The organism is Pustulibacterium marinum (assembly GCF_900116665.1).
GTDB lineage: Bacteria > Bacteroidota > Bacteroidia > Flavobacteriales > Flavobacteriaceae > Pustulibacterium > Pustulibacterium marinum.
In genome coordinates, this window is sequence record NZ_FPBK01000018.1 from 41,449 (window position 1) to 67,717 (window position 26,269).

The window sequence follows — 26,269 nt, forward strand, 5'->3', positions numbered from 1 at the left end:
ATGTGTGGTTAACCTATGTATGGATAGAATTATGGCGTGGAGGTTTCCACATACACTTTAAAATACGAAAGGGAGTAATGGTTTTGAAATGTGTAATTTTCTTTCTTTCAACTGGAAGCGTTACAGTAATTTCATTTTTAATGGTCTCGGATGGCAGTACACAGCCCGAACAGCTACCACAGGCAAAAAAAGGAGAACAGTTACTACACGTATTATGATCATCTTGATTTGTATGGTCTCTTTGAGAAATATTTTCACTACAAAGGTCTGCAAGGCTACAACACGGAACGGTAGCAGCAAATAATGTAATTATAGCTATGTAGAGAATCCAATACTTCATTTGGCTCCAAAGGTAATTATATTCTAGTATTTTTAAAAAGAGAATGATTTTGAATTCAGAAGAAAGAGGGTAGTCTACAGTTTTTCATGTTTTGGAGTGTATGGGAGGCAGTAGGTTGTAAATTCGACAGTTATCGAATCAGTCCCTTTTTAGTTGTGATAATTTGGTTTTATTTGATATTAAATAAAATGATAGAAACTAAAAAACCCAGTAAAATCAAGTGTTTTACTGGGTTTTTAAATAAGGTGAGTCTCACTCTGCGGAGAAAGAGGGATTCGAACCCCCGGAGGTGTGACCCTCAACAGTTTTCAAGACTGCCGCATTCGACCACTCTGCCATTTCTCCTTTGCGGTTGCAAATATAGAAACATTTTTTGTTCCTGAAACACTTTTTTAAAGAAAATAATAGATTTTTTTTGAAGTAATTTGTAATCATTTGATAACAAAATATTTACAATTTATTTTTTTTAATATTTTTAATGAGATGCTACCTGTTGCTTTACTTTTTTCATGGTTCCATGTAATTTTAATCGCTGATGCCAGCTCAAGGCTTCTTCTAAAAGATGTGGAGTTTGACCTCCAAATTTTGAGGCTCTTTCAAAATATGTTTTTAATTCTGATTTATAAATAGGGTGAGCGCAGTTCTCTATAATCAATTTGGCACGTTCTCTAGGAGCCAAACCTCTTAAATCGGCCAAACCCTGCTCAGTTACCAAAACGTCCACGTCGTGTTCTGTATGATCTGTATGGGAAACCATGGGAACAATATGTGAAATTGTATCATTCTTTGAGATGGACGGGCATACAAAAACACTTAAATAGCCATTTCGTGCAAAATCACCCGAACCCCCAATTCCATTCATCATTTTGGTTCCGGTAATATGAGTGGAATTTACATTTCCATAGATATCAAATTCAATAGCGGTATTGATTCCAATGATCCCAAGTCTTCTAATAACCTCTGGTGAATTACTTATGTTTTGTGGTCTTAGTACCAATTTATCTTTATATTTCTCAAAATTGGTAAAAACTTTTTCAAAACATTCTTCGGAAACCGTAATGGAAGAGGCGGAGGCAAATTTCAATTTTCCAGCGTCAAATAATTCAAATGTACTATCCTGCAAAACTTCCGAATACATGGTGAGGTTTTCAAAATTACTATGTACAAAGCCAGAAAGAATGGCGTTGGCTGTTTTTCCAATTCCTGCTTGAAGTGGTAATAGAGAAGGAGTGAGCCTACCCAGTGCTACTTCATTTTCTAGAAAGTTTAAAATATGCTTAGCTATAGCTTGTGTGTTGGCATCTGGCGATGCAATGCGTGCAGGAGCATCCGGAACTTTTGTAAAAACGATGGCTGCTACTTTATGTGGATCTATTTTGATATAAGGCGTACCAATTCTATCTGAAGACTGAGTAATAGGAATGATTTCTCTATTGGGTTGTGGTTTTTGAAGTTTGATATCATGAATTCCTTCTAAATTTTCCGGGAAACTAGTATTGATTTCTATGATTATTTTTTCGGCCATTTCTGTAAATGTGGCTGAGTTTCCTACCGAAGTGGTTGGAACAATATAGCCTTCTTTGGTGATTGCTACTGCCTCAATAATTGCTACATCAATTTTCGTTTGTAAATTTTGAAGTATTTCAGCAGTTTGTCCCAAATGTTGATCTACATAAAATAGTTGATGCGTATCTATACTTTTTCGTAATGTAGGATCTGCCTGAAAAGGTAAACGTTTTAACAATGCTCCACTTTTCGCTAAATCGGCATCAGTATCGTAACCCAACGAAGCTCCGCTTATCACAGTTAATTGCAGATTTTCTTTATAACCTCTTTGTGCAACGCAAGGCAAAACTGTTTTACTATCTCCAGCTTTGGTAAAACCACTAACACCCAGAACATCTTTAGGTTGAATGAATGTAGCGGCCATTTCCGCGGTTGTAATTTTATCTATATACTTACTATAACGTATTCGTTTTTGGTCTTTCATATTTTTGGTTTTAGCGTTAATTGGGAATTATTTTGATCAAATCATTAAAAATATCTTGGATCTATTTTTTACTTCATAATTTGATATAGCAAGTTACCAAAGTATATAATCGTCTTTTTATTAAAAAAAGACATTAAAGTATTAATTTAGTTCATATTTAGGTGTTTATTGAAAATATGAAGTAATGAGTTCAAAATACTATCTTACCGATGTTGATCATATTCCACAAAGTTTCTATTGTTATCATGATCTCATGGGAGAACAATTTATAGAGTGGCATAGTCATCAAAAAGGACAATTTTTGTATACCGAAGGCGGAGTTGTGTTTGTACATACGCCGAGTGCTACTCATTATTTGCCCGCAAGACATTTTATGTATATTCCACCAAATACTAAGCATGCTATTTATCCTAGTTCGCCAAAAGTGGTCATGCGTAATTTATATTTTCCTCTTAAAAATACCGATGGAACTTTTTTTTATAAAGAAGGAATTTATCCTACAAACAATCTTCTCTTAGAATTATTGATGTACACAAAGAATTGGAAAGGCAATATTCTTAAAAAAGAATTCAAAAAATATGCGGTAGTAAACGCATTAAAAGTTTTGGTAGAATCCACCACGTCACAGCCATTGTTATTAAACTTGCCGCAAGCAACAGAGGAACGTTTGGTGCGTGTCATCAATTATATGGTCAAACATCTTGAAGAAGAACAGCAGATTACAAGATTGGCGGCAAAATTTAACATGTCTGAGAAATCGTTATATCGTTTGTTCAAGAAGGATGTTTCAATGTCTTTTATTAGATATTATACGTTGCTGAGGATTTTTAAATCGTTGGAATACCTTCTGGAAACCAATTATACCATTGCAGAAATTGCCGGTTTGGTGGGGTATAACAGCGTTCCAACGTTTAGTAATACATTCACTAAGATTATGGATAAACGTCCGTCTGAATACCGGAAATCCACGGAAATTTATAATTCCTGAAAAGAGTTGTAATTTTGTAATGCTTTTGAAGCCCAAAGAAAAGTTGAAGATGAATATTATAGAGAAACTGCAGTGGCGTTATGCTACCAAAAAATTTGATAAAGGAACAGAAATTCCTCAAGACAAGATAGAGATTTTAAAACACGCCTTCAATTTAACGGCAACTTCATACGGTTTACAACCGGTTACCATGATTGTTGTAAAAGATGAAAAATTGAAAGCAAAACTTCAGGAAAATGCATTTAACCAACAGCAAGTGGGAGATGCTTCTCATGTACTGGTTTTTGCAATTTTAGAGGAAGTGACTTCAGAATTTATTCATGATTATTTCAAACTTGTCAAAAGTATTAGAGATACTCCAGATGAAATATTAAATCCGTATAAGGATTTTTTAGTGAATGATTTTGGTAAGAAAACAATAGAAGAAATACATCAATGGTCTACAAAACAGGCATACTTAGCCATGGGAAATTTACTAACGGTTTGTGCTGTAGAAGGAATAGACGCGTGCCCAATGGAAGGATTTGATGCTCAAAAGTTTGATGAATTACTTCAGTTATCAAACAAAAAATTGAAGTCAGTTTTAATTATGCCAATAGGCTACAGAGCGGTTGATGATATGTTTGCCGGTTTTAAAAAGGTGCGAAGAAATGTTGAAGATACCGTAATAGAATTATAACAAAAAAGCTTACCATTTGGTAAGCTTTTTTATTCTTTTCGAATCTATGATTTAGTATGCTTGATAATCTACAATGTCCAGCCCGTAACCGGAAATACCTACACGTTCTTTTGGTTGACTATTAGATATTAATTTAATTTTTGAAATATCTAAATCGTGTAAAATTTGCGCTCCTATTCCAAAGTCTTTATCGTCCATCATAACTTTAGGTGCTTTCATTTCACCCTCCGCTTGTAGCTTTTTCAATTCTGAAAGACGACTTAACATGCTTTTGCTTTGATTGTTTTGATTGATAAAAATTATAGCACCACGTCCTTCCTTATTTATAACGTTGAACATATTGTCTAATTTTTTATCGGCATTATTGGTAAGTGTCCCTAAGAGATCATTGTTCACCATGGTAGAATTAATTCTTGTTAGAATTTCATCTCCGTTGCTCCAACTACCTTTGGTAAGCGCTATGTGAATTTGATTGTTGGTAGTTTGCTGATAAGCTCTTAATCTAAACGCTCCAAATCTGGTTTGAATATCGAAATCTTCTTTCTTTTCAATTAAACTATCGTGTTGCATTCTGTAAGCAACCAAGTCTTCAATAGAAATAAGTTTAATATCAAATTTTTCTGCTACGGTTGCTAATTCAGGTAAACGAGCCATGGAACCATTTTCGTTCATGATTTCACAAATTACTCCGGCAGGTTGAAAACCAGCTAATCTAGCCAAATCAATAGCGGCTTCTGTATGTCCTGTTCTTCTTAAAACGCCGCCCTCTTTTGCAATTAAAGGAAAAATATGTCCAGGTCTTGCTAGTTCATGTGGTTTTATAGCGGGATTTATAAGTGCTTGGACCGTTTTTGCTCGATCTCCAGCTGAAATACCTGTGGTAACACCATAACCTCTTAAATCAACAGAAACTGTAAAAGCAGTTTCCATATGATCTGTATTATTTACTACCATAGAATGCAAGCCAAGTTCTTTACACCTGCTTTCGGTTAAAGGAGCACAAATAAGACCACGTCCATGCGTAGCCATAAAATTTATCATTTCGGGAGTGATGGTTTCAGCCGCAGCTAAAAAATCTCCTTCATTTTCACGATCTTCATCATCTACAACAATCACCATTTTACCATTTCTGATGTCTGCTATAGCTTCTTCAATGGTGTTCAATTGTATTTGTTTATCTAGTGTTTTCATAATACAAAGGTATTATAATGAGTTCAAAGCTTTAAAGATTTTCTTAAAAAGTCTTGTGAAAGGTGAGTAGTACTTGTACCAATCTGCAATAGGACGGTCTTTGGAAGCTCTATCCGTAAAATAAATTCCTATGGGGAGCATAACCAAAGTAGGAATCCAACTAGCAAGTGCCGGACTAATAGAGCCATCTTCTGAAAAATTATCGGTAAACATTCCCAAAAAGTGATAGGCCAAGAATATGATCATTGAAATGATGATAGGCAAACCTAAACCACCTTTTCTAATTATAGCTCCTAAGGGCGCACCAACAAAGAACAATACCATACAAGCTACGGAAAGGGAAAACTTATTATTAAAGGTAATAATATGTTTGTTCAACATTTTTTTTCGGATTGCATAATCTCCTTTTTTTCCGTTTAAAGTGTTGATTTTGTTCGAAGTACTGTTCAAAGCTATATCAATAACTTGTTTTCTTTTAACAGGATCTACAAGTGCAATTAAGCTATTTATTTTACTAAAATCTTGAACTTTAGTAGTATCAATTTTATTGATGATATTAGTATTGATATCTTGAAAACCCGACCTTTTCAAAAGATTTTCACCAAATTGATTCATGTTGTTTTTATAACCATCTTCAATAGAATCTACAGCTTGATGAAGTTCTGTAACATTCATCATTTTAAAAGTATTATCAATCTTTACTTCATCTAAATCTTCATTATTAAAGCCGGAAACGTCAACATTTATGGTGTAGGTATCAAAGTATGCTTTTGCAAAAGGATAATTTTCACGTTTTTTAGGATTGTTACTTTTAATATCCTCGTAATAGTATCCATCCTTTAAAATAAGTTGCAAAATATTTGATTCTTCACTACTAAGCAGTTCACCATCTTTGGCCTTGATAACTGTATAATTCTTATTGTCTTTGGAATTTTTATGAATTACAACATTTTTTAGAAATCGATCATTTTCGCCATATTTATCATCGACTTTCATGTTGTACATATCCAAGTCATTAAACGCACCTTCTGTAATGGCTAACGCTGGTTTAGCTTTCTTAATATTATTTCGAAGATTGAAAGTAGTAAGTTCGGCAGCCGGAATTAGATTGTTATTTATAAAAAAAGTAACAATGCTAAGAATGATCATGAAAAATATGAGAGGTCTCATTGCTCTAATTAATGAGAACCCTGTAGATTTCATAGCCGCAAATTCATAGTTTTCAGCAAATGTACCAAAGGTTAAAATAGAAGCCAGCAATACCGTAAGTGGTAAAACTAAAGGTGTAAGTCCAGGAATATTGTAAATAAGAAATTTTAAAATAATTCCCAGATCAAGTCCTTTTCCGGCAAGATCATCAATAAACATCCAGATAAACTGAAAAATAAAGATGATGGTTAAAATGATATATGCGCCAAAGAAGTTCTGTAAAAACTTCTTTAAAATATATTTGTCTAAAATTTTCATACCCAAAAATTGGTGCGGCTAATAAACTTTTTTAGTCTATAATGTAGTATCCTTGTTTTTGATATTTATCTCTATCAAAAGCAAATGTTCCTTTTGGTAGTGTTTGATTTGTTTTCATATTCATCACTGTAATAGTTGTAGAAGTTCCATTGGCTCCATTTTCAACTAGATTATAAATATGTTTTGTTTGTGTATCAATACCCAATAAAAGACTTTTCACTTCTGCGGAAGAGGAAATAGGAGTGAGTTCAATCAATTGAATAGATCTTCCTTTGATTGTTTTGGATTCTTTCCATGCATAATTGTAACCGTCTTTGTAAAACGTAAGCATTTTTGAAGGTGTAATTGTACCTTCATCTTCTGCATTTTTGCTTTCAATAGTTACTTCTTCGTTATCTGGAATAATGGTATAAATTTTACTACCATCAAAGATTTTTGTAGCTCCAAGGTAATTGAAAACGTACTTGTCACCATCCAAAGTAACATTTCCTTTGGTTTCTTGATGTATACCTTCTGCCTTGTTATCTAATTCATATTTGAAGTCAATATAGATATTATTATAACTTTTTACCTTGTTGTAAACTTCGTCTAAAAGTGATTTTGCTTTTTGAGAACTTTGAGCATTCGCAACTCCCATTCCTATACATATTAACACTATTGCTAATGCAATCTTCTTCATATTTTTTGTTTTAATTATTTTTTTCATTTTCTAGTAACTGCTCTAATGCAAGTAAATCTGGTACCAAAACTTGTCGGGCTTTGCTTCCTTCAAAAGGGCCAACAATTCCGGCAGCTTCTAATTGATCTATCAATCGACCGGCACGGTTATATCCAAGTTTCAACTTTCTTTGCAATAATGATGCCGAACCCTGTTGTGCAGTAACGATGACTTCCGCTGCATCCTTAAACAATTTATCACGATCTGCAATGTCCACGTCCAATGGAGATGAACCCTCATCTTCACCAACATATTCTGGTAGTAAATGCGCTTCTGGATAAGCACGTTGTGAACCAATAAATTCGGTGATTTTTTCTACTTCTGGAGTATCTACAAAAGCACATTGTAAACGCGTTAATGCATTTCCTTGGGTATAAAGCATATCTCCTTTACCAATTAATTGATCTGCACCTGGTGAATCTAAAATGGTTCTGGAGTCAATTTTTGAAGTCACTCGAAATGCCACTCTGGCAGGGAAGTTGGCTTTGATAATACCGGTAATTACGTTAACCGAAGGTCTTTGCGTTGCAATAATTAAGTGAATACCAATTGCACGGGCTAACTGAGCCAAACGCGCGATAGGAGTTTCTACTTCTTTACCTGCAGTCATAATTAAATCTGCGAACTCATCAACAACTAAAACAATGTAAGGTAAAAACTTGTGTCCGTCATTCGGGTTTAGTTTGCGTGACTTAAACTTGGCGTTATATTCTTTGATATTACGAACCATTGCATTTTTCAATAACTCATAACGGTTATCCATTTCTATACAAAGCGAATTTAGTGTATTGATTACCTTAGTGTTATCTGTAATAATAGCTTCTTCAGAATCTGGTAATTTTGCCAAGAAATGACGTTCTATTTTATTGAAAAGCGTAAGTTCTACTTTTTTAGGATCTACTAAAACAAACTTAACTTCCGCAGGATGTTTTTTGTAAAGTAAAGACGTAAGAATAGCATTTAAACCAACAGATTTACCTTGACCAGTTGCACCGGCCATCAATAAGTGAGGCATTTTTGCAAGGTCCACTACAAAAGTCTCGTTGCTAATGTTTTTACCAAAAGCAATAGGCAATTCCATTTCAGCAGTTTGAAAACGCTGAGCAGCTATTACCGAGCGCATGGAAACCATTGATGGATTTTTGTTAGGAACTTCAATACCAATAGTTCCTTTTCCTGGAATTGGCGCAATAATACGAATACCCAATGCAGCAAGTGAAAGCGCGATATCGTCCTCCAAATTTTTAATTTTTGAAATTCTGATACCAGCTTCCGGTACAATCTCATACAAAGTAACCGTTGGACCAATAGTAGCTTTTATCTGTGCTATTTCAATCTTATAATTCTTAAGGGTATTTACAATGGTATTTTTGTTTTCTTCTAACTCTTCTTGATTTATAGTAATACTACTTCCTTTTCCATGTTCGGCAAGAAGCTCTAAAATAGGAAACTTGTAATTACTTAAATCTAAAGTTGGGTCAAATTCACCAAAGTCTTTTACTATTTTATCAGCAAGATTATCAGTTACTTCTTCTTCCTCAGTAGTTTCAACCTCCATTTCAAGATCTGTATCTTCTTTCTCTTCTTTTGGAGGAGTAGGAGGTAGGTTACTTCCTTTATCCAATTCTATGGCTGAAGTTTCGGTTGATGCTTCCTCTTCGGCAACTTTTACTTCAAAAGAGTTTTCAATAGCAACATCATCATCTTTTGAGATTGTAGAATGATTTTTTATGGTAGGAGTAGAATTTTCTATTGCCATTTCAAAAGAAGATTTCTTAAATGTGGGTTCTTCTTCTGATTCCGTATGAATTTCTTCCAAATTGGAAGTTGCAACAGTTGTTTCGTCATTTGATTGCAAATCATCTTGATCATTTTCAAGTGATTCATCAGCAGATTGTTTCTTTAAAGCTGCGGCTTCTTTGTAAGCATCACGTTTTTTGATATAAAAATCTACAAACTGTTCTGGAGTGAGTCTAACTTTAATGGTTAAATAAAAAATCAAACCAAAAACTAGTATGAGAATAACTCCGATTTTACCAACATAATCTTGTAGAAAGCTATTCATTTCAAAACCAATAGTTCCACCTAAAAGAGGTGCTTTTTCAATAAAAAATCCGAATAGAATGGCTAACCATGTGGCGGAAAGAACTCCCCAAAGCCATTTACTTCCGATTGCTTTTTTATTAGAATTGAAAAACAGTGCTAAACCAGTGACAAAGAATAAATAAGCAAAAATAAAAGCCGCGATACCAAAGCCGTCATAAATAAAAAAATCACTTACCGAAGCTCCAAATTTTTTCAATAAATTTTGAGTTTGAGCAGCTCTATTGGCAAACTGTTCTATTTCGCTTTGATCTTGTTTCCAAGTGAAAAAATAGGAGATAAAAGAAATAAACAACGCAACACTAAATAGCATTAACAAACTTCCTACAATGATTTTATAGGGTCTGCTAAGGGCTAAAGCCGGTATTTTGAATTTAGATGTAGTGGTTGTTTTTTTACTTTTTGTTTTAGCCATTAGATATTTTCGGGGTTTAATAAGAGAGCAAAAATACAAATAAACTAACGTTTATCTGCTAGAAAAATTTTGGAAGATAAATGAAGCATCCGATGATGATAGCAGCAATTGCCGTAATGAATACGGCGCCTGCTGCAATATCTTTTATAAAACCGATTTTTTGATGATGCTCTGGATGTATAAAGTCGGCAATTTTCTCTACTGCAGTATTGAGACCTTCAATACTCATGATCAATGCAATGGTGAATATTTGAATAATCCATTCTATTCTGGAAATATCAAAAGCAAAACCTGCAATGGTCATAACAATGGCAATAAATGCCTGAACTTTTACACTTGCTTCTGTGGTTACTAAAAGGTACGCGCCTTTGAAGGCATATTTTACGCTTTTAATTCTTTTAGTAATAAAATCGATCATGAAGCAAATTATTTTAAAGCAGCAATAGCTTCTTCGTAATTTGGCTCTTCTGTAGTTTCCGCTACTTGCTCTGTGTAAAGAACTTTTCCTTCTTCATCAAGAACTACAACAGCACGAGATAATAAACCAGCTAATGGACCATCTGTGAATTCTGTTTCATAAGCACTGAAACCTCCTTTGAAATCTGATAATGAGATTACGTCTTCTAAACCTTCCGCGCCACAAAAACGATTGAAAGCAAATGGAAGATCTTTAGAAATACATAATACTTTGGTGTTTTCTAATGTAGAAGCTTCTTCATTAAATTTTCTTACAGATGCTGCGCAAACTCCTGTGTCTACACTTGGAAAAATATTAAGGACTAATTTGCTTCCAGCAAAATCAGCTAAAGTTTTTGAGCTTAAGTCTGTAGAAGTTAATGTAAATTCTGGTGCTTTTTCACCAACAGTAGGTAAACTTCCTTTTGTGTTTACGTCGCTTCCTTTAAATGTAATTGTAGCCATAATTGTTTATTAGTTTTTTCAAATGTAAAATTTTAATCATAAACTAAGTTTAAATAAACCATAAAAAAAGTCCTCTGAAAACAGAGGACTTTGATAATATCAAATGAATGATGGTTATTTTATTTGTCGATAGAACCTAAAACACGTTTCATGAAAGTGTTAAGAGCTTCTTTTTGTGACATTTTATCATTTTTGATCATTTTGTCAACTTCTAATGCACCGTACATGTTAGAAATTAACTCTCCGATGACATCTAATTCTTCATCTTTAAGAGAGGACACTTCACAAAGCGCTTCTAAAACTTCAAGCGTTTCGTTGATATAATCTTCGTCGTTCTCTTCAATGAACTGAGTTAAATGTTTAATTACTGGTAACTTCATCTACTAATTCTTTTAAGTTTTCAAACTTGTTTGTCTGAACTTGGTTCACAAATTTTCCTCCTTTAAAAGTAGCAAAAGTTGGTAAATTATCTACGGTAGCCAATTTTCTAGATTCTGGAAACTTTTCAGCATCTGCGATAACAAAAGTTGCTTCAACGTCGTTCGACAATTTTTTGAACTTTGGTTTCATTATACGGCAGTTACCACACCATGTTGCAGAATATTGTACAATTACTGTATCATTTTCCGCTACAATGTCTGATAAGTTATCTTGACTTAATTCTTGAATCATAACGTTTTATTTTTTGTATTAAACTTTCTTAGTTTGCGCTTAGGTAAGAAGCAACACCGTCTCTATCTGCTTTCATAGCCTCTTTACCTTCTTCCCAGTTAGCTGGACAAACTTCTCCATGAGTTTGAACGTGAGCATAAGCATCAATCATTCTCATAAATTCTTTTACGTTTCTACCAAGTGGCATATCATTCACACCTTCGTGAAATACTTTACCTTCTTCATCAATTAAGTAAGTAGCGCGGTAAGTAACGTTGTCACCTTCTACAATGTACGTGTTAGTTTCTTCGTTGAAAGTTTCTTTTTGAATATCTAAAATACCCAAAGTATTTGCTAAGTTTCTGTTGCTATCCGCTAAAATTGGATAAGTAACACCTTCGATTCCACCGTTATCTTTAGAAGTGTTTAACCATGCAAAGTGAACTTCTGGAGTATCACAAGAAGCACCAATTACAATAGTGTTTCTTTTTTCGAACTCAGGAAGGGCTTCTTGGAAAGCATGTAACTCAGTAGGACAAACAAAAGTGAAATCTTTTGGATACCAGAATAATAGAACTTTTTTATTGTTTTTTTTAGCTTCTTCTAAAACATTTAATTTAAAAGTATCGCCCATTTCGTTCATAGCGTCTACTGATAAATTTGGGAAATTTTTACCTACTAGTGTCATAAGTTTCTTTTTATATAATTAATTAAGTACACTGCAAAAGTAGGCATTACTGCTAGTGTAAGAATAGATTATAATTACTATTTCTTATGAAGTTATAAACACCGACAATCGAATAAATATTTAAGCTAAATATTCAGGTAATTCGTAAAATATAATGCTAGTATTTGTTATATTCTTAAAATGAATGGAGTTTACTCTTTATCTTTAATCATTTTAATCTTGATTGACAAAGCAGCAAATAGTAATGTCATAAACGGACTTAAGATATTGAAGAAAGCATAGGGAATATAACTGGTTAAACCGGCTTGCCCTAATAATACCTTAGATTGATAAGCTCCGCAAGTATTCCATGGAACTAAAACTGAGGTTACTGTTCCAGCATCTTCTAATGTTCTACTCAAGTTTTCAGGAGCGAGACCTTTATCTTTATAGGCTTTTGCAAACATTTTACCGGGTACAACAATTGCTAAATACTGGTCTGATGCGGTTACATTCAATGCCAAACAACTGGCAACAGTACTGGCAAATAATCCGAAAACAGAGTTGAAGAGCTTTAGTAAGGCTTCGGTAATTCTAGACAATGCGCCAATCGCTTCCATAATTCCACCAAAGGTCATAGCACAAAGAATCAACCAAATGGTTCCCAGCATTCCGTTCATTCCACCAGAAGAAAAAAGATCATTAAGTTTTGTGTTTTCAGTTTCAATTGCAACATCTACAGTAATCGCATTTATGATGCCTTTATATGCATTCTTAAAATCTAATGCTTCAACTCCAGCTACTTGCGCAACAATATCTGGCTGAAAAATTAAGGCAAAAATGCCACCTAAAAGTGTACCTATTAATAAAGCTATAAGTGGTTGTGTTTTTCTAACAATCATAAAAATGACAATAGCAGGAACTAAAAATAACCATGGCGAGGTATTAAAAGAATGGCTAATTGCATCTTTAATCTCATGTACATCCGGTGTTCCAGAAGTATCTAGCGTAAGCCCTATAATAATAAATAGTATTAATGTAATTACTAAACTAGGTACTGTAGTGATTAGCATATATCTAATATGCGTAAACAAGTCGGTACCGGCCATGGCAGGAGCCAAATTGGTAGTATCGCTTAGAGGAGATAATTTATCACCAAAATAGGCTCCAGAAATAACAGCACCGGCAGTCATCCCTGGTGAAATACCTAAAGCATTTCCAATTCCGACAAGTGCAATACCTACTGTTGCAGAAGTGGTCCAACTACTTCCTGTAGCAACAGAAATGATGGCACAAATAACTACAGAAGCAGGTAAAAATATGGTAGGGTTCAAAATATCTAAACCATAATAGATCATAGAAGGTATAATACCACTAATGAGCCAAGTTCCTGATAGGGCACCTACAAAAAGTAAGATGAGAATAGCACTAGCAGTAGATTTGAAATTTTGGGCAACCTCTTCCATCATGGCATCGTACGAAACGTTGTTTGCGAACCCAACTATAGCAGCAACTGCCGCTCCAAGCAATAATATAAACTGGTTAGATCCACTTAAAGCATCATCACCAAAAACGCCTAAAACATTAAAAGCCAACATACCAACCAAAGCAATGATAGGAATTAAAGAAGCCTCAATACTTAATTTTTTATTAGTAATAATCGGTTCTTCTTCAGGGTTTTGTGGTTTTATTTCTTGGCTTTCCATTGGTTGTTAAGGTTGTTTTAATAATCAAACCGTAATGTTACAATAAAGTAAAGACTTCTGCAAATAGACTGAGTTATCTAATAAATATTCAGAATAATGATGAGTATATAAATCTAAATTTCACATTTTATAAAAGAACCGTTAATAGTACTTTGTCGGATTTTATCCTCGCTTAAACGATTTAATTCTCCAATGTTATTGTAGTCTATTGTAGTAGGGTATATTTACAATCGAAAAAATTTCCCTACATCATGAAAAAATTTATTCTACTTATTATTTTCATTGCATGCTGCAATGTTATGACAGCCCAAGTGGGTATTGGAACAACCAACCCAAATTCTTCATCCGCATTGGATATTCAAAGTACAGAAGCTGGATTATTAATTCCTAGAATGACTTCCACTCAAAGAGATGCTATTGCTAATCCTGCACCGGGATTATTGATTTTTAATACCGATTATCACTGTTTAAGTCAAAATGTGGGTACTGCTGCTGCTCCAGATTGGATGTGCTTAAAAACAGAAGCTGCAACGAGATTCTTTTACATGCCTAGTATTAATTTAGATGTTTCTTCAAACGGGGTTAAAACCGTAGATTTATATTCGGCATATAAATCACAATTTAACACACCAATTGCCGCAAGTAGTGGTGCAAGTGGAAGTATTCCGTACTTCGAAGCAAGCGACTTAGAATATTATGTGACTGCTATTGATTCTGAAGTTATTGATCCGGATTCGTTATCTATAACAAGTACAGGTCAATTAACGTATACTGTAGTTGGTAGCGCTTCGGAATGGTCGTACATCAATGTTGTATTGGTAGTTAAGTAGTTTTAGCTTAAAATAGTATTTAGTTTATGAAAAAGATTTTAAGCTTATTATTAGTGATATTTACCGTTTGGGTAGGGCAGGCACAATGTACCGATTGTACAGGAGCGGATATTACATTAACTTCTGCTAATAATGCCGATTATTACACTTTTTTACCTAATAAAACGTATTGCATAAGCGGTACCGTTACTTTTAATTACACTGTTACATTCGGAAATAATGTGACTATTTGTATTCCTTCAGGTGCTGTTTTGGCTTGTGGTAATGGTTGGGCTTCAACGGGTAATCAATCTTCCAATGCAGTTACTTTTAATGTTTCGGGTAAGTTATATGCTCCTAATGCAATTCCTTTTAGTCCTACATTAAATATTTTTAATGGAGGAGTGTTTACAGGAACGAATAACTCTCAATGGCAAGATTTTGATTTTAATGGGGATACATTAGATATTAATGTTTCATCAGGAGGAACAATTGCTTGTAAACAGTTTTTATTGAGTGATACTGATATTGCCAATATTGTTAATGAAGGAAGCATAACCTTATATTATAGTGATTTATCTGTTGGTGGTTGTTTGTTAAATTTAACCAATTCTGGTGAATTAAGCATTGGAGGTAACTTTAATATTGGATCCAATAGTGGTACTAATATTGTTAATAATACAGGGAAATTAACCATTAGTGGTGAAATGAATAGCCAGAGTACAAAATTAGAGTTGTATAATTATGGAGATGGTGAGTTAGTGATGACTTCCAATATGACCTATGGTTCTAATGGGCCTAACAAGTTTGAGAATTACGGGACATTTAGCTGTAATGGTTTGTATTCTACAGACCCTACCTTGCATATGAAGAATGAAGGAGATATGAGTACGCATGCTAATTATGATGATACTGTGGGGAGTTTTTTCTCTAATTGTGGAACACTACATATGAGTCAAAACTGGGCTAACTTGCAGGGTACTATTATTAATACAGGTGATATGACGGTAGTGCAAAGTTCTGTGGCTTTTGCATCTACCGGAAGTATAGAAAATTATAGTACCATGTCTTTACAAGGTATTACCATGGGTAGTGGAGGAATCTTCTATAACGAGGGGTATGTTGAGTTTACTAGTAGTGCTGTATATGATGTAAAATTATATGGTCCGGGTTCTAGTAATCAGCCAACCCATTCAACTTCTACTAATTATGGGCAGTTTGTAATGTATGGAACCTCTAATGGGCCGGCTGTTTTAAAAGGAAACTTAAACTTTTTAAATAATAACGGGTCTTCAACACAAGCAGGTTGCTTTGGCACTGTTAGTGATATGGATAGTACTGTAACTTTTGGAACCTGTGCTAGTTGTACGGTGGTTACAGATTACGACCAATGTGCAAATGCCGATGGTACTTGGCCAGAAGTAGAATCACCAATAAATATGATTCCGGTAAATAGAAATATTAGAAGTTATTTTCAATAAATAGTTTATCGGTTAAATATGTTGTTGGTCGATATTTTTATACGTTTTTATTATTTGTAAGATTTTAACACTTATATTTGATACAGTAATTAACCCAAATAATTTATAATCATGTTTTCCCCAAATTCATTGATTTTTCTTCTTAAGAGTGGTAGTTTTTTTACACTCACTTTTTTTCGAAAACACATATTTTTATCGCAAGCATAATGTTTCTTTTGATTTCAGATTTTTACAAAAATCTGAAATCATTGGTTGCATACTTATAACAGACAATTATTCTTTTTTGATATAGAGGTTTTATTACTTTGTTTTTAAGTAATACTTTAGCGCGATGTAAAAGGTTTCAATATATTTGAAGCCTTTTACTATTTTATACATTACTGTTATGAAGAAAATACTCTTGATTTTATTGTTGTCTTTTTTATTAGGATTGATTTTTCTCTTTCTTGTAGAGCACTTAGGTAGCTTTACTTATGAACTAGAAAAAGGAAATACGCATTCTAAGTCAAGAATAGAAAGTATCATTTACAAAACACCATTCAATTCTGAGGTGAAAGTACTTAGTAAGAACAAGTTCACTGTAGATGCTGCTTTTAATGAAGATTCAGAACTTAAAACCTATACATTTCAGTTGCCATTTTATTTAAAGGCATTGTGGAAAGATTTATATATTGCAGTTGCAGTGATGTTATTGCTTTTTCTTTTTTTAAGAAGAAGAATTAAAATTGAAAGAACTAAATAAAAAAATCTCCTAATTTTGAGGAGATTTTTTTTGTCTTATAATGGAATGTTACCGTGTTTTCTATCTGGTTTTACCACTTCTTTATGTTCTAAAATACTAAAAGCTCTCAAAAGTTTTCTTCTAGTATTCTCTGGAAGAATGATTTCATCAATAAAACCTCTTTGTGCGGCTCTGTATGGAGTAGCAAATTTTTCAGCATATTCCGCTTCTTTTTCAGCTAGCTTAGCAGCCTGATCATCGGCATTTTTAATTTCTTTTCTAAAAATAATTTCACTGGCACCTTTGGCTCCCATCACGGCAATTTCTGCGCTCGGCCATGCAAAGTTAAAATCTGCGCCAATGTGTTTAGAATTCATTACATCATAGGCTCCGCCATACGCTTTTCTAGTAATTACGGTAATTCTAGGAACGGTTGCTTCACTTAAAGCGTACAGAAGTTTGGCTCCGTGTACAATAATTCCGTTCCACTCTTGATCTGTTCCAGGTAGAAAACCAGGAACATCAACTAGTACTAATAGCGGAATATTAAAGGCGTCACAAAATCTAGTGAATCTTGCTGCTTTTTTGGAACTATTAACATCAAGTACACCTGCTAAAAACATAGGCTGATTGGCAATAATACCAATACTTCTTCCTCCCAATCTTGCAAAACCTACAATAATATTTTCTGCATGGTCCTTATGAATTTCAAAGAAGGAATCCGAGTCAATTATTCCTTTGATAACGCTGTGCATGTCATATGGTTTGTTTGCGTTATCGGGTATAATTTCCTTTAGTTCTTCTCTGGTTTCATCTGATAATTCATATGGTATTTTTGGAGCTTTTTCTTTGTTATTTTGCGGAAGATAGCTGAGTAATTGTTTTAAATCTTCTAAACAAGCTACATCATTATCGGAGGTTATATGCGCTACACCTGATTTGGTAGCGTGTGCACTAGCTCCACCCAATTCTTCAGAAGTTACATTCTCGTTGGTAACAGTTTTGACCACGTTTGGTCCGGTAACAAACATGTAACTAGTATCTTTTACCATCATGGTGAAATCTGTCATGGCAGGAGAGTAAACAGCACCACCGGCACAAGGTCCCATAATTGCTGAAATTTGTGGAATGACTCCAGAAGATTGAACATTGCGATAAAAAATATCGGCATAACCTCCTAAAGATTTTACACCTTCCTGTATTCTTGCTCCACCGGAATCGTTCAAACCAATCATTGGAGTTCCTGCTTTAACGGCAAGATCCATCACTTTACAAATTTTTTCAGCATGCGTTTCGGATAAGGCTCCTCCAAAAACAGTGAAATCTTGAGCAAAAATATAGAGAGGTCGTCCGTTTACGGTTCCGTATCCTGTAATAACACCATCTCCATAGTATTGTTCTTTTTCCATACCAAAATCGGTAGTTCTGTGTGTTACAAGCATACCAATTTCTTCAAACGAACCTTCATCTAAGAAATACTGAATCCTTTCTCTTGCCGTTAATTTTTTCTTCTCATGCTGTTTTTGAATTCTAGCTTCACCACCACCAAGAAGTGCTTGTTGTTTTTTATCGTTAAGAATATCTATTTTTTCTTTCATGATGTTTTTAGTTTGGTAAACGGAGTATTTTTTGATCTTTTAAATATTGCTTTAACGCTATATATGCTGCAATTTTAGCTTCTTTAGCAGTTTCTTCTTTCAAGTTTTCTGGTTGATAATATTTTTTCACAAAGTGAGTATCAAAATTTCCAGATCTGAATGCTTCATGTTCGAAAACGAATTTCCCAAACGGAAGCGTTGTTTCTACTCCAGCAATTTTATAATCTTCAATTGCTTTTAGCATAATTCCGCTAGCTTCTTCTCTTGTTTTTCCGTAAGCAATTAATTTGGAAAGCATAGGATCATAATAAATAGGAACATCCATACCTTGTTCAAAACCGTTATCAACTCTAACGCCTACACCAGTTGGAACTTGATATTCCTCTAGATTTCCAACACTTGGTAAAAAATCATTTAACGGATCTTCGGCATATACTCTTAATTCCAGTGCATGACCGTTGATGGCTAAATCTTCTTGTTTTACAGGCAGCATTTCCCCACGGGCAACTCTTATTTGTAATTCTACCAAGTCTAAACCGGTGATTAATTCAGTTACAGGATGTTCCACTTGTAGACGTGTATTCATCTCTAAAAAGTAAAAGTTATGTTGATCATCTAGTAAAAACTCTACTGTTCCTGCGCCTACATAGTCACAGGATCTAGCAACCCGAACTGCGGCATTACCCATTTTTTCTCGTAGTTCTGGAGTTAAAACAGATGATGGAGCTTCTTCAACCACTTTTTGGTGACGTCGTTGAACACTACATTCTCTCTCAAACAAGTGAACAATATTTCCATGAGTGTCCGCCATTACTTGAATTTCTATATGCCTTGGAGAACTAACATATTTTTCTATAAAAACAGATCCATCACCAAATGCAGAAGTAGCTTCACTAATGGCTCGTTCCATCTGTGATGGTAAATCTTCCGCATTATTAACAACTCGCATCCCTTTTCCTCCACCACCGGCAGAAGCTTTGATAAGAATAGGATAGCCAATTTCATTAGCTATTTCTTTTGCCTTCGTGACATCGGTAATGGCTTCTTCTATTCCTGGAACCATAGGAATATCATAGGCTTTTACAGTTTCTTTAGCGGCAAGTTTACTCCCCATTACTTCAATGGCATGTGGTTTTGGACCTATGAATGTAATTCCATTTTCAGTTACTTTTTTGGAGAATGAAGCATTTTCACTCAAAAAACCATAACCAGGATGTATACCATCTACATTTAATTGTTTTGCGATCTCAATAATTTTATCAGCTAACAAATAGGATTGATTGGATGGTGGCGGACCAATACATACAGCTTCATCTGCATACGATACATGTGGAGCATTTCTATCTGCTTCCGAAAAAATGGCAACGGTCTTGATGCCCATTTTTTTTGCAGTTTGCATTACTCGTAAGGCAATTTCGCCGCGATTGGCAACTAATATTTTTTTCATAGCTTATGATTCAAATTCAATTAATAGTGTATTTTTATCAACAGCATTACCTGTTGTAATGGCTACACTTTTTATAATTCCTGCTCTTGGTGAAGTGATTACATTTTCCATTTTCATGGCTTCCAGAATAAGTAATGGATCATTTTCTGAAACTTCATCACCAGGTTTTACGTGAACATCTAAAATAAGTCCGGGCATTGGAGCTTTAATATCATTCACGTGTTGTGCTAAACCAAGATCAAAACCTAGCTCTTGGATGAGTTGATCTAAGTCATCTTCAATATGAACTGAATACATATTTCCGTTTACGCTAACGTTGTATGATTTTTTAAAGAAATCTTTTTCGGTAATTTTAATCTGATAGGAAGTATGGTTGTAAAGCAAATGAATACTTTCATTCTGTTTAGAAATTGTATCTATTTCTTCAATATCTTTTGTAGATAAAGAAAATTCGAACTCACCATTTACGGTGGTTTTGTAATTAATACTCATAATAATCAATGGTTTATTGCTATAAAGTTAATTATTATGTCCAATCATTTTTGAATTACAAAAAAAAATAATGCGGAAATTGTATAGATTACTTTCTTAATAGTGATTTTAGAGTAGAATTTTGTTTGAAGTTTAATCGTGCCAGTGTTTTTAAAAATGCCTGAGCCGTTAGCATGGCATCTCCGGCAGCTGTATGTCTATCTTTTATAGGTATATTTAATTCTTTGCAGACTTCATCTAAAGAATAGCCTCTGTCATTTTTCAAAAGTGTGTTTATGGCTTTGGTTTTCTTGAAAAGATAAGCGGTGTCTAGTGTTCTATTTAATAAAAGTGGTAAACCATTTCGCTCCAACGCTTTATTGATCATTGTGATATCAAAATTTGTGTGATGTGCTACAATAATGGCATTTTCCACATAGGCTAAAAACATTTTTAGGGCGTCAATTTCGGAAACTGTTTCGTAATTATGATTTTTCATAAGACCATGAATTTCCACACTTTCTGGATTAAAAGCTTCTTGTTTTATGTAGATTTCAAAGGATGATTTAAGATCTATAATATTTTCTTTGGCTTTAATTGCACCAATACATAACATTCTATCATCTTCATAACTAAATCCTGTTGTTTCGGTATCTAGTACAACAAAAGTGACATCTTTCAAAGGAATTTTAAGATCTTCTTCCTGAAAATGTGATTTATAATCTATCCAAAACTGCGGATATTCAATTTTCTTTTTTTGAAACCAATTAAACATTATAATAATTGAGTGACTTTGAAGCGTAATTTGATAATTTCTTGTAATTCGCTAATGGTTTTGAAACAGCGTTTGAGTTTCATTTTTTCTTCTTTGGTAAGTTCGTTGAGCTTTATGTAGCGTCCACTATCATGATGAATTAATCCATGTTTTGTTCTAAATTTAATCAAAGATTTGGCAGCGTACGAACAGGCTAAATAAAAATCTTTGTTATTAGGTTCTAGTTCTGCCAGTTTTTCATAGCGTTCTGCAGTGTTGTTTATTGATTTTACTTTGTGAGAAAGAATTAAAATTCTTGCCATATCCGTCAGTGGCATTAATGCGCGCGCTTTGATGTCAAATAGATCTTTATGCTCTCCGTCCTGTTCTACTAAAAATTGCTTGAAAAAACCTAAAGGTGAAGGGTTTTGTAAAGCACTTCTGCTCATTAACGTGAAAAACATTGGGTTGTAATCGGTAGCAGAAAAAATGCTGTGGGCTAGTTCTTGAACCAATTCTTTATCGCCATAAGTCCTATTAAAATCAAAAAATATGGAACTGTACAAAATATCTTCAGTTTCTACGTTGTGAATCCAATGACTAAATTGCGTTTTCCATTCGGTTAAACTTTGACACCATTTAGGATTTCTAGCCATCATGTCTGCCGGACAAAATTCGTATCCAACTTTATTAAGAATTGTATTCACTCGATTTGAAAGTATTGTAAAATATTTTTTCACACTTTCATATTTTTCCTCTGGAACATCTTCAAAAACCAAGGCGTTGTCCTGATCTGTAACCAGAAGTTGCTCTTTTCTACCGTGACTTCCAAGGCTGAGCCAAGCAAACTTAACTGGCGGACGTTGTGGCATTTTCTGAAGGGCAATTTCTATGGCACGGATGTTAATGGCTTCTGTAAGTTCGTGAATAATTTGGGTAATAATATGCAACGGAATACTCTGGAAAAAGTATCCTTTTAATAATTGAGCAATCTGTTGGCGAATTTTTCTGAGTTCTTTGGGTTGTTTTGCTCTTCTAATTGCCTTCATTAATCCGGAAGCACTATTACCTTGAGAAACTACAATATCATGATTCGTTAAAATACCAATGGCTTTGGTTTGGTCTGTTCCATCTTCAGTAATTACAAGATGTCCGCTTTGATTTTGGACTAATGCCAATTGGGCTTCGGTAACGGTTAGATTCTTTTTATAGGTGTTTACCGGAAAATTCATGATTTCCTTTACAGGAACTTTGGAACTGTAAAGACCCGTTACTACCTTTTTCCTAAAATCTTTATCAGTAACCATTCCTATAGGAAGTTTATTTTCATCAACCACTATCAAACTGCTTACCTTATAATCTGTCATTCTATTGGCAGCTTTAATTGCCAAATCGTCCATGGATATACAAATAGGATCTTTAGAATATTTAATGGTTTGAAGTTCTTCTAAATCTTCCGATTTCAAATTGGCTGGTGAATCTTGATAGAAATCTTGCGCAAATTTTTTAGAAAACGGATTTTTTGTTTTAGAAGTAAAACTTTCTATTAGGTATAGCCCAACGTTGTGTTCTTTTTCTATTATAGGTTTAAAAACATCAATTGGAATTCCATAGACCAACGCTTCTTCTTCGGCAATGGCAGTCATCATATAGCTGTCATTGGTAATCAAAGGACGAAGACCAAAAACATCACCTTCATCACAAATATCTATAATTTCGGCATCGGCTAGTTCATTTTTTTTTAAAACCACGCCACCTTCTTTCACCAAATAAAAATGATCATGCTTGGTGTCATCGTTTTTAAAAAGAACTTTTCCTTTTTCCAGATAGACAATGATTACATTTTCGGCTATGGAAACAAGATCTTCCTTATTTATAATATCAAAGGGAGGATATTTTTTTAGAAAGTCGTATACGCGATCTGCAATAGTATTTTTCATAAAGCTCAACTTATTGAAGCTTTCTAAAATAATGAAATTTTAACTATTTATAGCCTCTTTCAAATGATTTATTACGTGCAGATAATAGGTTTTTGGGTGAGGAACGAATTCTTGATAATCATTAGAATTGATAATAGTTTCAAATTCCTTAATAGGAAATAACTTAAGAGCTTCAACCTCTTCAATTTGGCGCGAAAGGCTTTCAAATGAAACTTTCAGTTCGGCGATATAAATATGATTGAATTCAGCGTCTATGAATTTTTCAGAAAATTGATGCTCTTTTTTAAAAACACCTATTTTGCGCAATTCTTCTTTATGTATATGTAATCCTATTTCTTCTTGAATTTCTCTGAGAGCTCCAGTTTCCAAGGATTCGCCAGCAGAAATATGTCCTGCAACAGAAATATCCCAAAGTCCAGGAAATGTATCTTTGTTGTAAGCTCTTTTCTGAATTAGAATTTCTCCATTTTTAGTATAAAACCATATATGGGCAGTAGGGTGGAAGTAGCCATTTAGATGCGCATGTGCTTTGCTACAGGTTTTACCGGTATAATTTCCATGCACATCTAATATGTCTACAAATTCTTCCATTATGATATGTTAGTCAAAATAACTAAAAGTTTCTCCTTCTTTAATAGTTAGAAGTGTTTCATAAATTAATTTGATAACATTTTCTACATCATCTTTATGAACCATTTCCACAGTTGTATGCATGTATCTTAATGGGAGCGAAATCAATGCAGAAGCAACGCCGCCATTACTGTATGCAAAAGCATCTGTGTCTGTACCTGTAAAACGAGAAGCGGCCATTCTTTGAAACGGAATTTTATTTGATTCAGCTGTTTCAATAATACGTTCTCTTAATTTATTTTGAACTGCAGGAGCATAGGAAATTACTGGACCTTTTCCCATTTCTGTTAAGCCTTCAGTAATTTTGTTAATCATTGGAGTTGTGGTGTCATGACAAACATCGGTTACTATGGCAACATTTGGTTTGATAGTTTGAGTAATCATTTCAGCACCGCGTAAACCAATTTCTTCTTGAACAGAATTGGTAATGTAGAGTCCAAATGGTAATTCTTTTTTATTTTCTTTTAATAATCTTGCTACTTCAGCAATCATAAAGCCTCCAGCTCTGTTGTCTATAGCTCTACAAACAAATTTATCTTTATTTAAAATTTGGAAAGTATCTGGGTAAGTAATCACACAACCTACATGCACGCCCATTTCTTCTACTTCCTCTTTATTTTTTGCTCCTATATCAATAAAGATGTTATCTAGTTTAGGAGTATCTTCTTTTCCATTTTTTCTGGTATGAATTGCTGGCCAACCAAAAACACCTTTTACAATTCCATTTTTGGTGTGGATGTCTACCCATTTTGAAGGTGCTATTTGATGGTCGCTACCACCATTTCTAATTACATATAATAATCCGTTGTCAGTAATATAGTTTACGTACCATGAAATTTCGTCAGAATGCCCTTCGATAACCACTTTATAAGGAGCGTCTGGATTAATTACTCCTACTGCAGTTCCATAAGTATCGGTAATAAATGTATCCACATACGGTTTTAAATACTCCATCCATAATTTTTGTCCTTCCCATTCATATCCTGTCGGAGAAGCGTTGTTCAAATAACGTTCTAAAAAATCCAATGATTTTTTTGTAAGGATGCTTTTTTTTGCCATCAATTCTGTTTTAAATTAGTATTTCTATGACTGATTTTTGCAGTACAAGCGAAGATACTGAATGTTTTAGTACTTTCGGTATCGTTTTTGACTACAATTTTAGGATTTATAAATAGATTATTAGAAATGCAAAAACTCATTATATATATATGTATGCTGTCATCTTTAATCATCTTTGCTCAGGAAGAAGGGGAAGAGGTAATTGATTCAACACAAATAGTAGACTCACCAGATGTAGATAATGATTATGGTCCAACGTTCGCCTTAGATGAAGTAATCATTTTTGATAAATTGAAGTTTAAGTCGTATGCAAAGAAGGTCGATTATTATATATTAAGGAGGAAAGTACATAAAGTATACCCATATGCTAAACTGGCTTCTGAAAGGTTGTTGACTATGAATAAAATTTTAGATACCATTTCAAAGAAAAGAGTGAAGAAGCGATATATAAAGCGTATGCAGGAATATATAGAAGACGAGTTTACGGAAGAGTTAAAGAAAATGACCCGAACAGAAGGTCAAATTTTAATAAAACTGATTCATAGACAAACTGGGGAAACAGCTTTTGATCTAATCAAAGAATATAGAAGTGGTTGGAAGGCTTTTTGGTATAACACTACGGCAAGTATGTTCGATCTTTCCCTAAAAGAGGAGTATGAGCCATTTAAAAATGAGAATGATTTTATAATAGAAGACATTCTTCAAAGAGCATTTGCCGCAAAAACTCTCGAAAAACAAGAGCCAGCCTTTAATTTAAGCTATGCGGATCTTATAGAAAAATGGAGAAAATGATCTTTTAATTGTCCATTTAATTTAAAAAGTTTAAATTTATTGTCCTTTTTTGATTTGATAATTTGTTGGATTTGAGATGCTCAGGTTTTTCCTGAAAAATATTTCCAAAAAATTCATTTCAATGTTTGTAATTAGGTTTAAAAAGGTTTTATATTTGCACCCGCTTTGGAAGAAAAGTGGTGTTCATTGAAGAGTTGGTGTTGTGGTTTTTTTAGGGTTTAGGTCTTGAAAAAAGAAACTAAAAAAAACTTTAAAAAAGTTTGTTAGTTTAGAAATAACATCTACTTTTGCACCCGCTTTAAGAAACAAGGCGAGTTCTTTAAAATACAGGTGAGATAAGGGTTTGTGATTTTTTTAATTCATTTTAGGGTTGAAAAAAAACCAAAAAAAAACTTCAAAAAAGTTTTGGAGTTTATAAAATAAACTTCTTATATTTGCATCCGCTTTCGGAGAGAAGGTAAAGATAAAGAAATCAAGTTCATTGAAAATATTGTTAACAGCACGATTTTAAAGAGATTTAAAATCAAAGATTTAAGCAAATCCATTTTGAGTATAAAGAGTTTATGCGCTTCATATAGTTAAAAATTATTTAAGATTTAACGATGAAGAGTTTGATCCTGGCTCAGGATGAACGCTAGCGGCAGGCCTAACACATGCAAGTCGAGGGGTAGAAATAGCTTGCTATTTTGAGACCGGCGCACGGGTGCGTAACGCGTATGCAATCTACCTTA

At 33.9% G+C, this 26,269-nt stretch carries 25 protein-coding genes, 1 tRNA gene and 1 rRNA gene; 7 read left to right on the forward strand and 20 right to left on the reverse strand.

Going from position 1 to position 26,269, the window contains the following annotated elements; all coding sequences use genetic code 11:
- Window positions 1–13: 13 nt before the first annotated feature.
- From BM383_RS17020 to BM383_RS17030, 3 genes are all read right to left on the reverse strand, one after another.
- Entirely contained in the window at window positions 14–340 is a 327-nt protein-coding gene (locus tag BM383_RS17020; RefSeq protein WP_093026354.1) for a hypothetical protein, read from the reverse strand.
- A gap of 260 nt (window positions 341–600) precedes the next feature.
- Window positions 601–685 (reverse strand) — tRNA-Ser (locus BM383_RS17025).
- Between the two features lie 130 nt (window positions 686–815).
- Window positions 816–2,330, reverse strand: a complete 1,515-nt coding sequence (locus BM383_RS17030; RefSeq protein ID WP_093026355.1) for a succinate CoA transferase — start codon at window positions 2,328–2,330, stop codon at window positions 816–818.
- Window positions 2,331–2,514: 184 nt separating this feature from the next.
- Here BM383_RS17030 and BM383_RS17035 point away from each other — a divergent pair, with 184 nt between their 5' ends.
- Both BM383_RS17035 and BM383_RS17040 read left to right on the forward strand, forming a co-directional pair.
- The gene (locus BM383_RS17035; RefSeq protein WP_093026356.1) at window positions 2,515–3,318 is read left to right on the forward strand and encodes a helix-turn-helix domain-containing protein; all 804 of its coding nucleotides are present in this window, start codon (window positions 2,515–2,517) and stop codon (window positions 3,316–3,318) included.
- A 49-nt stretch (window positions 3,319–3,367) separates the two neighbouring features.
- Complete coding sequence (locus tag BM383_RS17040; protein ID WP_093026383.1) at window positions 3,368–3,997, forward strand: NAD(P)H-dependent oxidoreductase; 630 nt, start codon at window positions 3,368–3,370, stop codon at window positions 3,995–3,997.
- Window positions 3,998–4,048: 51 nt separating this feature from the next.
- On the opposite strand, the gene ribB is transcribed toward BM383_RS17040, so the two are convergent.
- From ribB to nhaC, 10 genes are all read right to left on the reverse strand, one after another.
- Window positions 4,049–5,188, reverse strand: a complete 1,140-nt coding sequence (gene ribB, locus BM383_RS17045; RefSeq protein WP_093026357.1) for a 3,4-dihydroxy-2-butanone-4-phosphate synthase — start codon at window positions 5,186–5,188, stop codon at window positions 4,049–4,051.
- A gap of 12 nt (window positions 5,189–5,200) precedes the next feature.
- Window positions 5,201–6,655, reverse strand: a complete 1,455-nt coding sequence (locus BM383_RS17050; protein WP_093026358.1) for an LptF/LptG family permease — start codon at window positions 6,653–6,655, stop codon at window positions 5,201–5,203.
- A gap of 31 nt (window positions 6,656–6,686) precedes the next feature.
- Complete coding sequence (locus BM383_RS17055; protein WP_093026384.1) at window positions 6,687–7,334, reverse strand: outer membrane lipoprotein periplasmic chaperone LolA1; 648 nt, start codon at window positions 7,332–7,334, stop codon at window positions 6,687–6,689.
- Between the two features lie 10 nt (window positions 7,335–7,344).
- A complete protein-coding gene (locus BM383_RS17060; RefSeq protein ID WP_093026359.1) occupies window positions 7,345–9,891 on the reverse strand; it encodes a DNA translocase FtsK in 2,547 nt (848 codons plus the stop codon).
- A gap of 58 nt (window positions 9,892–9,949) precedes the next feature.
- Window positions 9,950–10,309: a diacylglycerol kinase gene (locus tag BM383_RS17065; RefSeq protein WP_093026360.1), complete on the reverse strand. Its 360-nt coding sequence runs from the start codon at window positions 10,307–10,309 to the stop codon at window positions 9,950–9,952.
- A gap of 8 nt (window positions 10,310–10,317) precedes the next feature.
- Window positions 10,318–10,812, reverse strand: a complete 495-nt coding sequence (gene tpx, locus BM383_RS17070) for a thiol peroxidase (RefSeq protein ID WP_093026361.1) — start codon at window positions 10,810–10,812, stop codon at window positions 10,318–10,320.
- Window positions 10,813–10,931: 119 nt separating this feature from the next.
- A complete protein-coding gene (locus BM383_RS17075; RefSeq protein ID WP_093026362.1) occupies window positions 10,932–11,192 on the reverse strand; it encodes a DUF6952 family protein in 261 nt (86 codons plus the stop codon).
- Window positions 11,173–11,484: a thioredoxin family protein gene (locus tag BM383_RS17080; protein WP_093026363.1), complete on the reverse strand. Its 312-nt coding sequence runs from the start codon at window positions 11,482–11,484 to the stop codon at window positions 11,173–11,175. Before BM383_RS17080 ends, BM383_RS17075 begins: the two co-directional genes overlap by 20 nt.
- Before the next feature lie 28 nt (window positions 11,485–11,512).
- Complete coding sequence (locus tag BM383_RS17085; protein ID WP_093026364.1) at window positions 11,513–12,151, reverse strand: peroxiredoxin; 639 nt, start codon at window positions 12,149–12,151, stop codon at window positions 11,513–11,515.
- Window positions 12,152–12,342: 191 nt separating this feature from the next.
- Window positions 12,343–13,836: a Na+/H+ antiporter NhaC gene (gene nhaC, locus BM383_RS17090; protein ID WP_093026365.1), complete on the reverse strand. Its 1,494-nt coding sequence runs from the start codon at window positions 13,834–13,836 to the stop codon at window positions 12,343–12,345.
- A gap of 251 nt (window positions 13,837–14,087) precedes the next feature.
- Between nhaC and BM383_RS17095 the strand changes: the two genes are divergently transcribed.
- The 3 genes from BM383_RS17095 (at window position 14,088) to BM383_RS17105 (ending at window position 16,868) form a co-directional block, all read left to right on the forward strand.
- Window positions 14,088–14,666: a hypothetical protein gene (locus tag BM383_RS17095; RefSeq protein ID WP_143106458.1), complete on the forward strand. Its 579-nt coding sequence runs from the start codon at window positions 14,088–14,090 to the stop codon at window positions 14,664–14,666.
- A gap of 26 nt (window positions 14,667–14,692) precedes the next feature.
- Window positions 14,693–16,126, forward strand: coding sequence for a hypothetical protein (locus tag BM383_RS17100; protein WP_093026367.1), 1,434 nt, complete (start codon window positions 14,693–14,695; stop codon window positions 16,124–16,126).
- Between the two features lie 385 nt (window positions 16,127–16,511).
- Window positions 16,512–16,868, forward strand: a complete 357-nt coding sequence (locus tag BM383_RS17105) for a hypothetical protein (RefSeq protein ID WP_093026368.1) — start codon at window positions 16,512–16,514, stop codon at window positions 16,866–16,868.
- Window positions 16,869–16,903: 35 nt separating this feature from the next.
- On the opposite strand, the gene BM383_RS17110 is transcribed toward BM383_RS17105, so the two are convergent.
- From BM383_RS17110 to BM383_RS17140, 7 genes are all read right to left on the reverse strand, one after another.
- The gene (locus BM383_RS17110; RefSeq protein WP_093026369.1) at window positions 16,904–18,445 is read right to left on the reverse strand and encodes an acyl-CoA carboxylase subunit beta; all 1,542 of its coding nucleotides are present in this window, start codon (window positions 18,443–18,445) and stop codon (window positions 16,904–16,906) included.
- Window positions 18,446–18,452: 7 nt separating this feature from the next.
- A complete protein-coding gene (gene accC, locus BM383_RS17115) occupies window positions 18,453–19,892 on the reverse strand; it encodes an acetyl-CoA carboxylase biotin carboxylase subunit (RefSeq protein WP_093026370.1) in 1,440 nt (479 codons plus the stop codon).
- A gap of 3 nt (window positions 19,893–19,895) precedes the next feature.
- The gene (locus BM383_RS17120; RefSeq protein WP_093026371.1) at window positions 19,896–20,384 is read right to left on the reverse strand and encodes an acyl-CoA carboxylase biotin carboxyl carrier protein subunit; all 489 of its coding nucleotides are present in this window, start codon (window positions 20,382–20,384) and stop codon (window positions 19,896–19,898) included.
- An 88-nt stretch (window positions 20,385–20,472) separates the two neighbouring features.
- Complete coding sequence (locus BM383_RS17125) at window positions 20,473–21,138, reverse strand: 3'-5' exonuclease (RefSeq protein ID WP_093026372.1); 666 nt, start codon at window positions 21,136–21,138, stop codon at window positions 20,473–20,475.
- Window positions 21,138–23,057 carry a DUF294 nucleotidyltransferase-like domain-containing protein gene (locus BM383_RS17130; protein ID WP_093026373.1) on the reverse strand — a complete coding sequence of 640 codons (1,920 nt, stop codon included), beginning with the start codon at window positions 23,055–23,057 and terminating at the stop codon, window positions 21,138–21,140. Before BM383_RS17130 ends, BM383_RS17125 begins: the two co-directional genes overlap by 1 nt.
- A 39-nt stretch (window positions 23,058–23,096) precedes the next feature.
- Window positions 23,097–23,648: an NUDIX hydrolase gene (locus tag BM383_RS17135; protein ID WP_093026374.1), complete on the reverse strand. Its 552-nt coding sequence runs from the start codon at window positions 23,646–23,648 to the stop codon at window positions 23,097–23,099.
- Between the two features lie 9 nt (window positions 23,649–23,657).
- Window positions 23,658–24,746 carry a M42 family metallopeptidase gene (locus BM383_RS17140; RefSeq protein ID WP_093026375.1) on the reverse strand — a complete coding sequence of 363 codons (1,089 nt, stop codon included), beginning with the start codon at window positions 24,744–24,746 and terminating at the stop codon, window positions 23,658–23,660.
- Window positions 24,747–24,899: 153 nt separating this feature from the next.
- On the opposite strand from BM383_RS17140, the gene BM383_RS17145 reads away from it, so the two are divergent.
- Both BM383_RS17145 and BM383_RS17150 read left to right on the forward strand, forming a co-directional pair.
- Window positions 24,900–25,538 carry a DUF4294 domain-containing protein gene (locus BM383_RS17145; RefSeq protein WP_245766615.1) on the forward strand — a complete coding sequence of 213 codons (639 nt, stop codon included), beginning with the start codon at window positions 24,900–24,902 and terminating at the stop codon, window positions 25,536–25,538.
- Window positions 25,539–26,137: 599 nt separating this feature from the next.
- Window positions 26,138–26,269: ribosomal RNA gene (locus tag BM383_RS17150) — 16S ribosomal RNA — on the forward strand; the annotation flags it as partial.

What these genes read in the sequence shown, in the direction of transcription:
- BM383_RS17020 (WP_093026354.1), bottom strand. Translation starts at nt 340, where the DNA reads ATGAAGTATTGGATTCTCTACATAGCTATAATTACATTATTTGCTGCT.
- BM383_RS17030 (WP_093026355.1), bottom strand. Translation starts at nt 2,330, where the DNA reads ATGAAAGACCAAAAACGAATACGTTATAGTAAGTATATAGATAAAATT.
- BM383_RS17035 (WP_093026356.1), top strand. Translation starts at nt 2,515, where the DNA reads ATGAGTTCAAAATACTATCTTACCGATGTTGATCATATTCCACAAAGT.
- BM383_RS17040 (WP_093026383.1), top strand. Translation starts at nt 3,368, where the DNA reads ATGAATATTATAGAGAAACTGCAGTGGCGTTATGCTACCAAAAAATTT.
- ribB (WP_093026357.1), bottom strand. Translation starts at nt 5,188, where the DNA reads ATGAAAACACTAGATAAACAAATACAATTGAACACCATTGAAGAAGCT.
- BM383_RS17050 (WP_093026358.1), bottom strand. Translation starts at nt 6,655, where the DNA reads ATGAAAATTTTAGACAAATATATTTTAAAGAAGTTTTTACAGAACTTC.
- BM383_RS17055 (WP_093026384.1), bottom strand. Translation starts at nt 7,334, where the DNA reads ATGAAGAAGATTGCATTAGCAATAGTGTTAATATGTATAGGAATGGGA.
- BM383_RS17060 (WP_093026359.1), bottom strand. Translation starts at nt 9,891, where the DNA reads ATGGCTAAAACAAAAAGTAAAAAAACAACCACTACATCTAAATTCAAA.
- BM383_RS17065 (WP_093026360.1), bottom strand. Translation starts at nt 10,309, where the DNA reads ATGATCGATTTTATTACTAAAAGAATTAAAAGCGTAAAATATGCCTTC.
- tpx (WP_093026361.1), bottom strand. Translation starts at nt 10,812, where the DNA reads ATGGCTACAATTACATTTAAAGGAAGCGACGTAAACACAAAAGGAAGT.
- BM383_RS17075 (WP_093026362.1), bottom strand. Translation starts at nt 11,192, where the DNA reads ATGAAGTTACCAGTAATTAAACATTTAACTCAGTTCATTGAAGAGAAC.
- BM383_RS17080 (WP_093026363.1), bottom strand. Translation starts at nt 11,484, where the DNA reads ATGATTCAAGAATTAAGTCAAGATAACTTATCAGACATTGTAGCGGAA.
- BM383_RS17085 (WP_093026364.1), bottom strand. Translation starts at nt 12,151, where the DNA reads ATGACACTAGTAGGTAAAAATTTCCCAAATTTATCAGTAGACGCTATG.
- nhaC (WP_093026365.1), bottom strand. Translation starts at nt 13,836, where the DNA reads ATGGAAAGCCAAGAAATAAAACCACAAAACCCTGAAGAAGAACCGATT.
- BM383_RS17095 (WP_143106458.1), top strand. Translation starts at nt 14,088, where the DNA reads ATGAAAAAATTTATTCTACTTATTATTTTCATTGCATGCTGCAATGTT.
- BM383_RS17100 (WP_093026367.1), top strand. Translation starts at nt 14,693, where the DNA reads ATGAAAAAGATTTTAAGCTTATTATTAGTGATATTTACCGTTTGGGTA.
- BM383_RS17105 (WP_093026368.1), top strand. Translation starts at nt 16,512, where the DNA reads ATGAAGAAAATACTCTTGATTTTATTGTTGTCTTTTTTATTAGGATTG.
- BM383_RS17110 (WP_093026369.1), bottom strand. Translation starts at nt 18,445, where the DNA reads ATGAAAGAAAAAATAGATATTCTTAACGATAAAAAACAACAAGCACTT.
- accC (WP_093026370.1), bottom strand. Translation starts at nt 19,892, where the DNA reads ATGAAAAAAATATTAGTTGCCAATCGCGGCGAAATTGCCTTACGAGTA.
- BM383_RS17120 (WP_093026371.1), bottom strand. Translation starts at nt 20,384, where the DNA reads ATGAGTATTAATTACAAAACCACCGTAAATGGTGAGTTCGAATTTTCT.
- BM383_RS17125 (WP_093026372.1), bottom strand. Translation starts at nt 21,138, where the DNA reads ATGTTTAATTGGTTTCAAAAAAAGAAAATTGAATATCCGCAGTTTTGG.
- BM383_RS17130 (WP_093026373.1), bottom strand. Translation starts at nt 23,057, where the DNA reads ATGAAAAATACTATTGCAGATCGCGTATACGACTTTCTAAAAAAATAT.
- BM383_RS17135 (WP_093026374.1), bottom strand. Translation starts at nt 23,648, where the DNA reads ATGGAAGAATTTGTAGACATATTAGATGTGCATGGAAATTATACCGGT.
- BM383_RS17140 (WP_093026375.1), bottom strand. Translation starts at nt 24,746, where the DNA reads ATGGCAAAAAAAAGCATCCTTACAAAAAAATCATTGGATTTTTTAGAA.
- BM383_RS17145 (WP_245766615.1), top strand. Translation starts at nt 24,900, where the DNA reads ATGCTGTCATCTTTAATCATCTTTGCTCAGGAAGAAGGGGAAGAGGTA.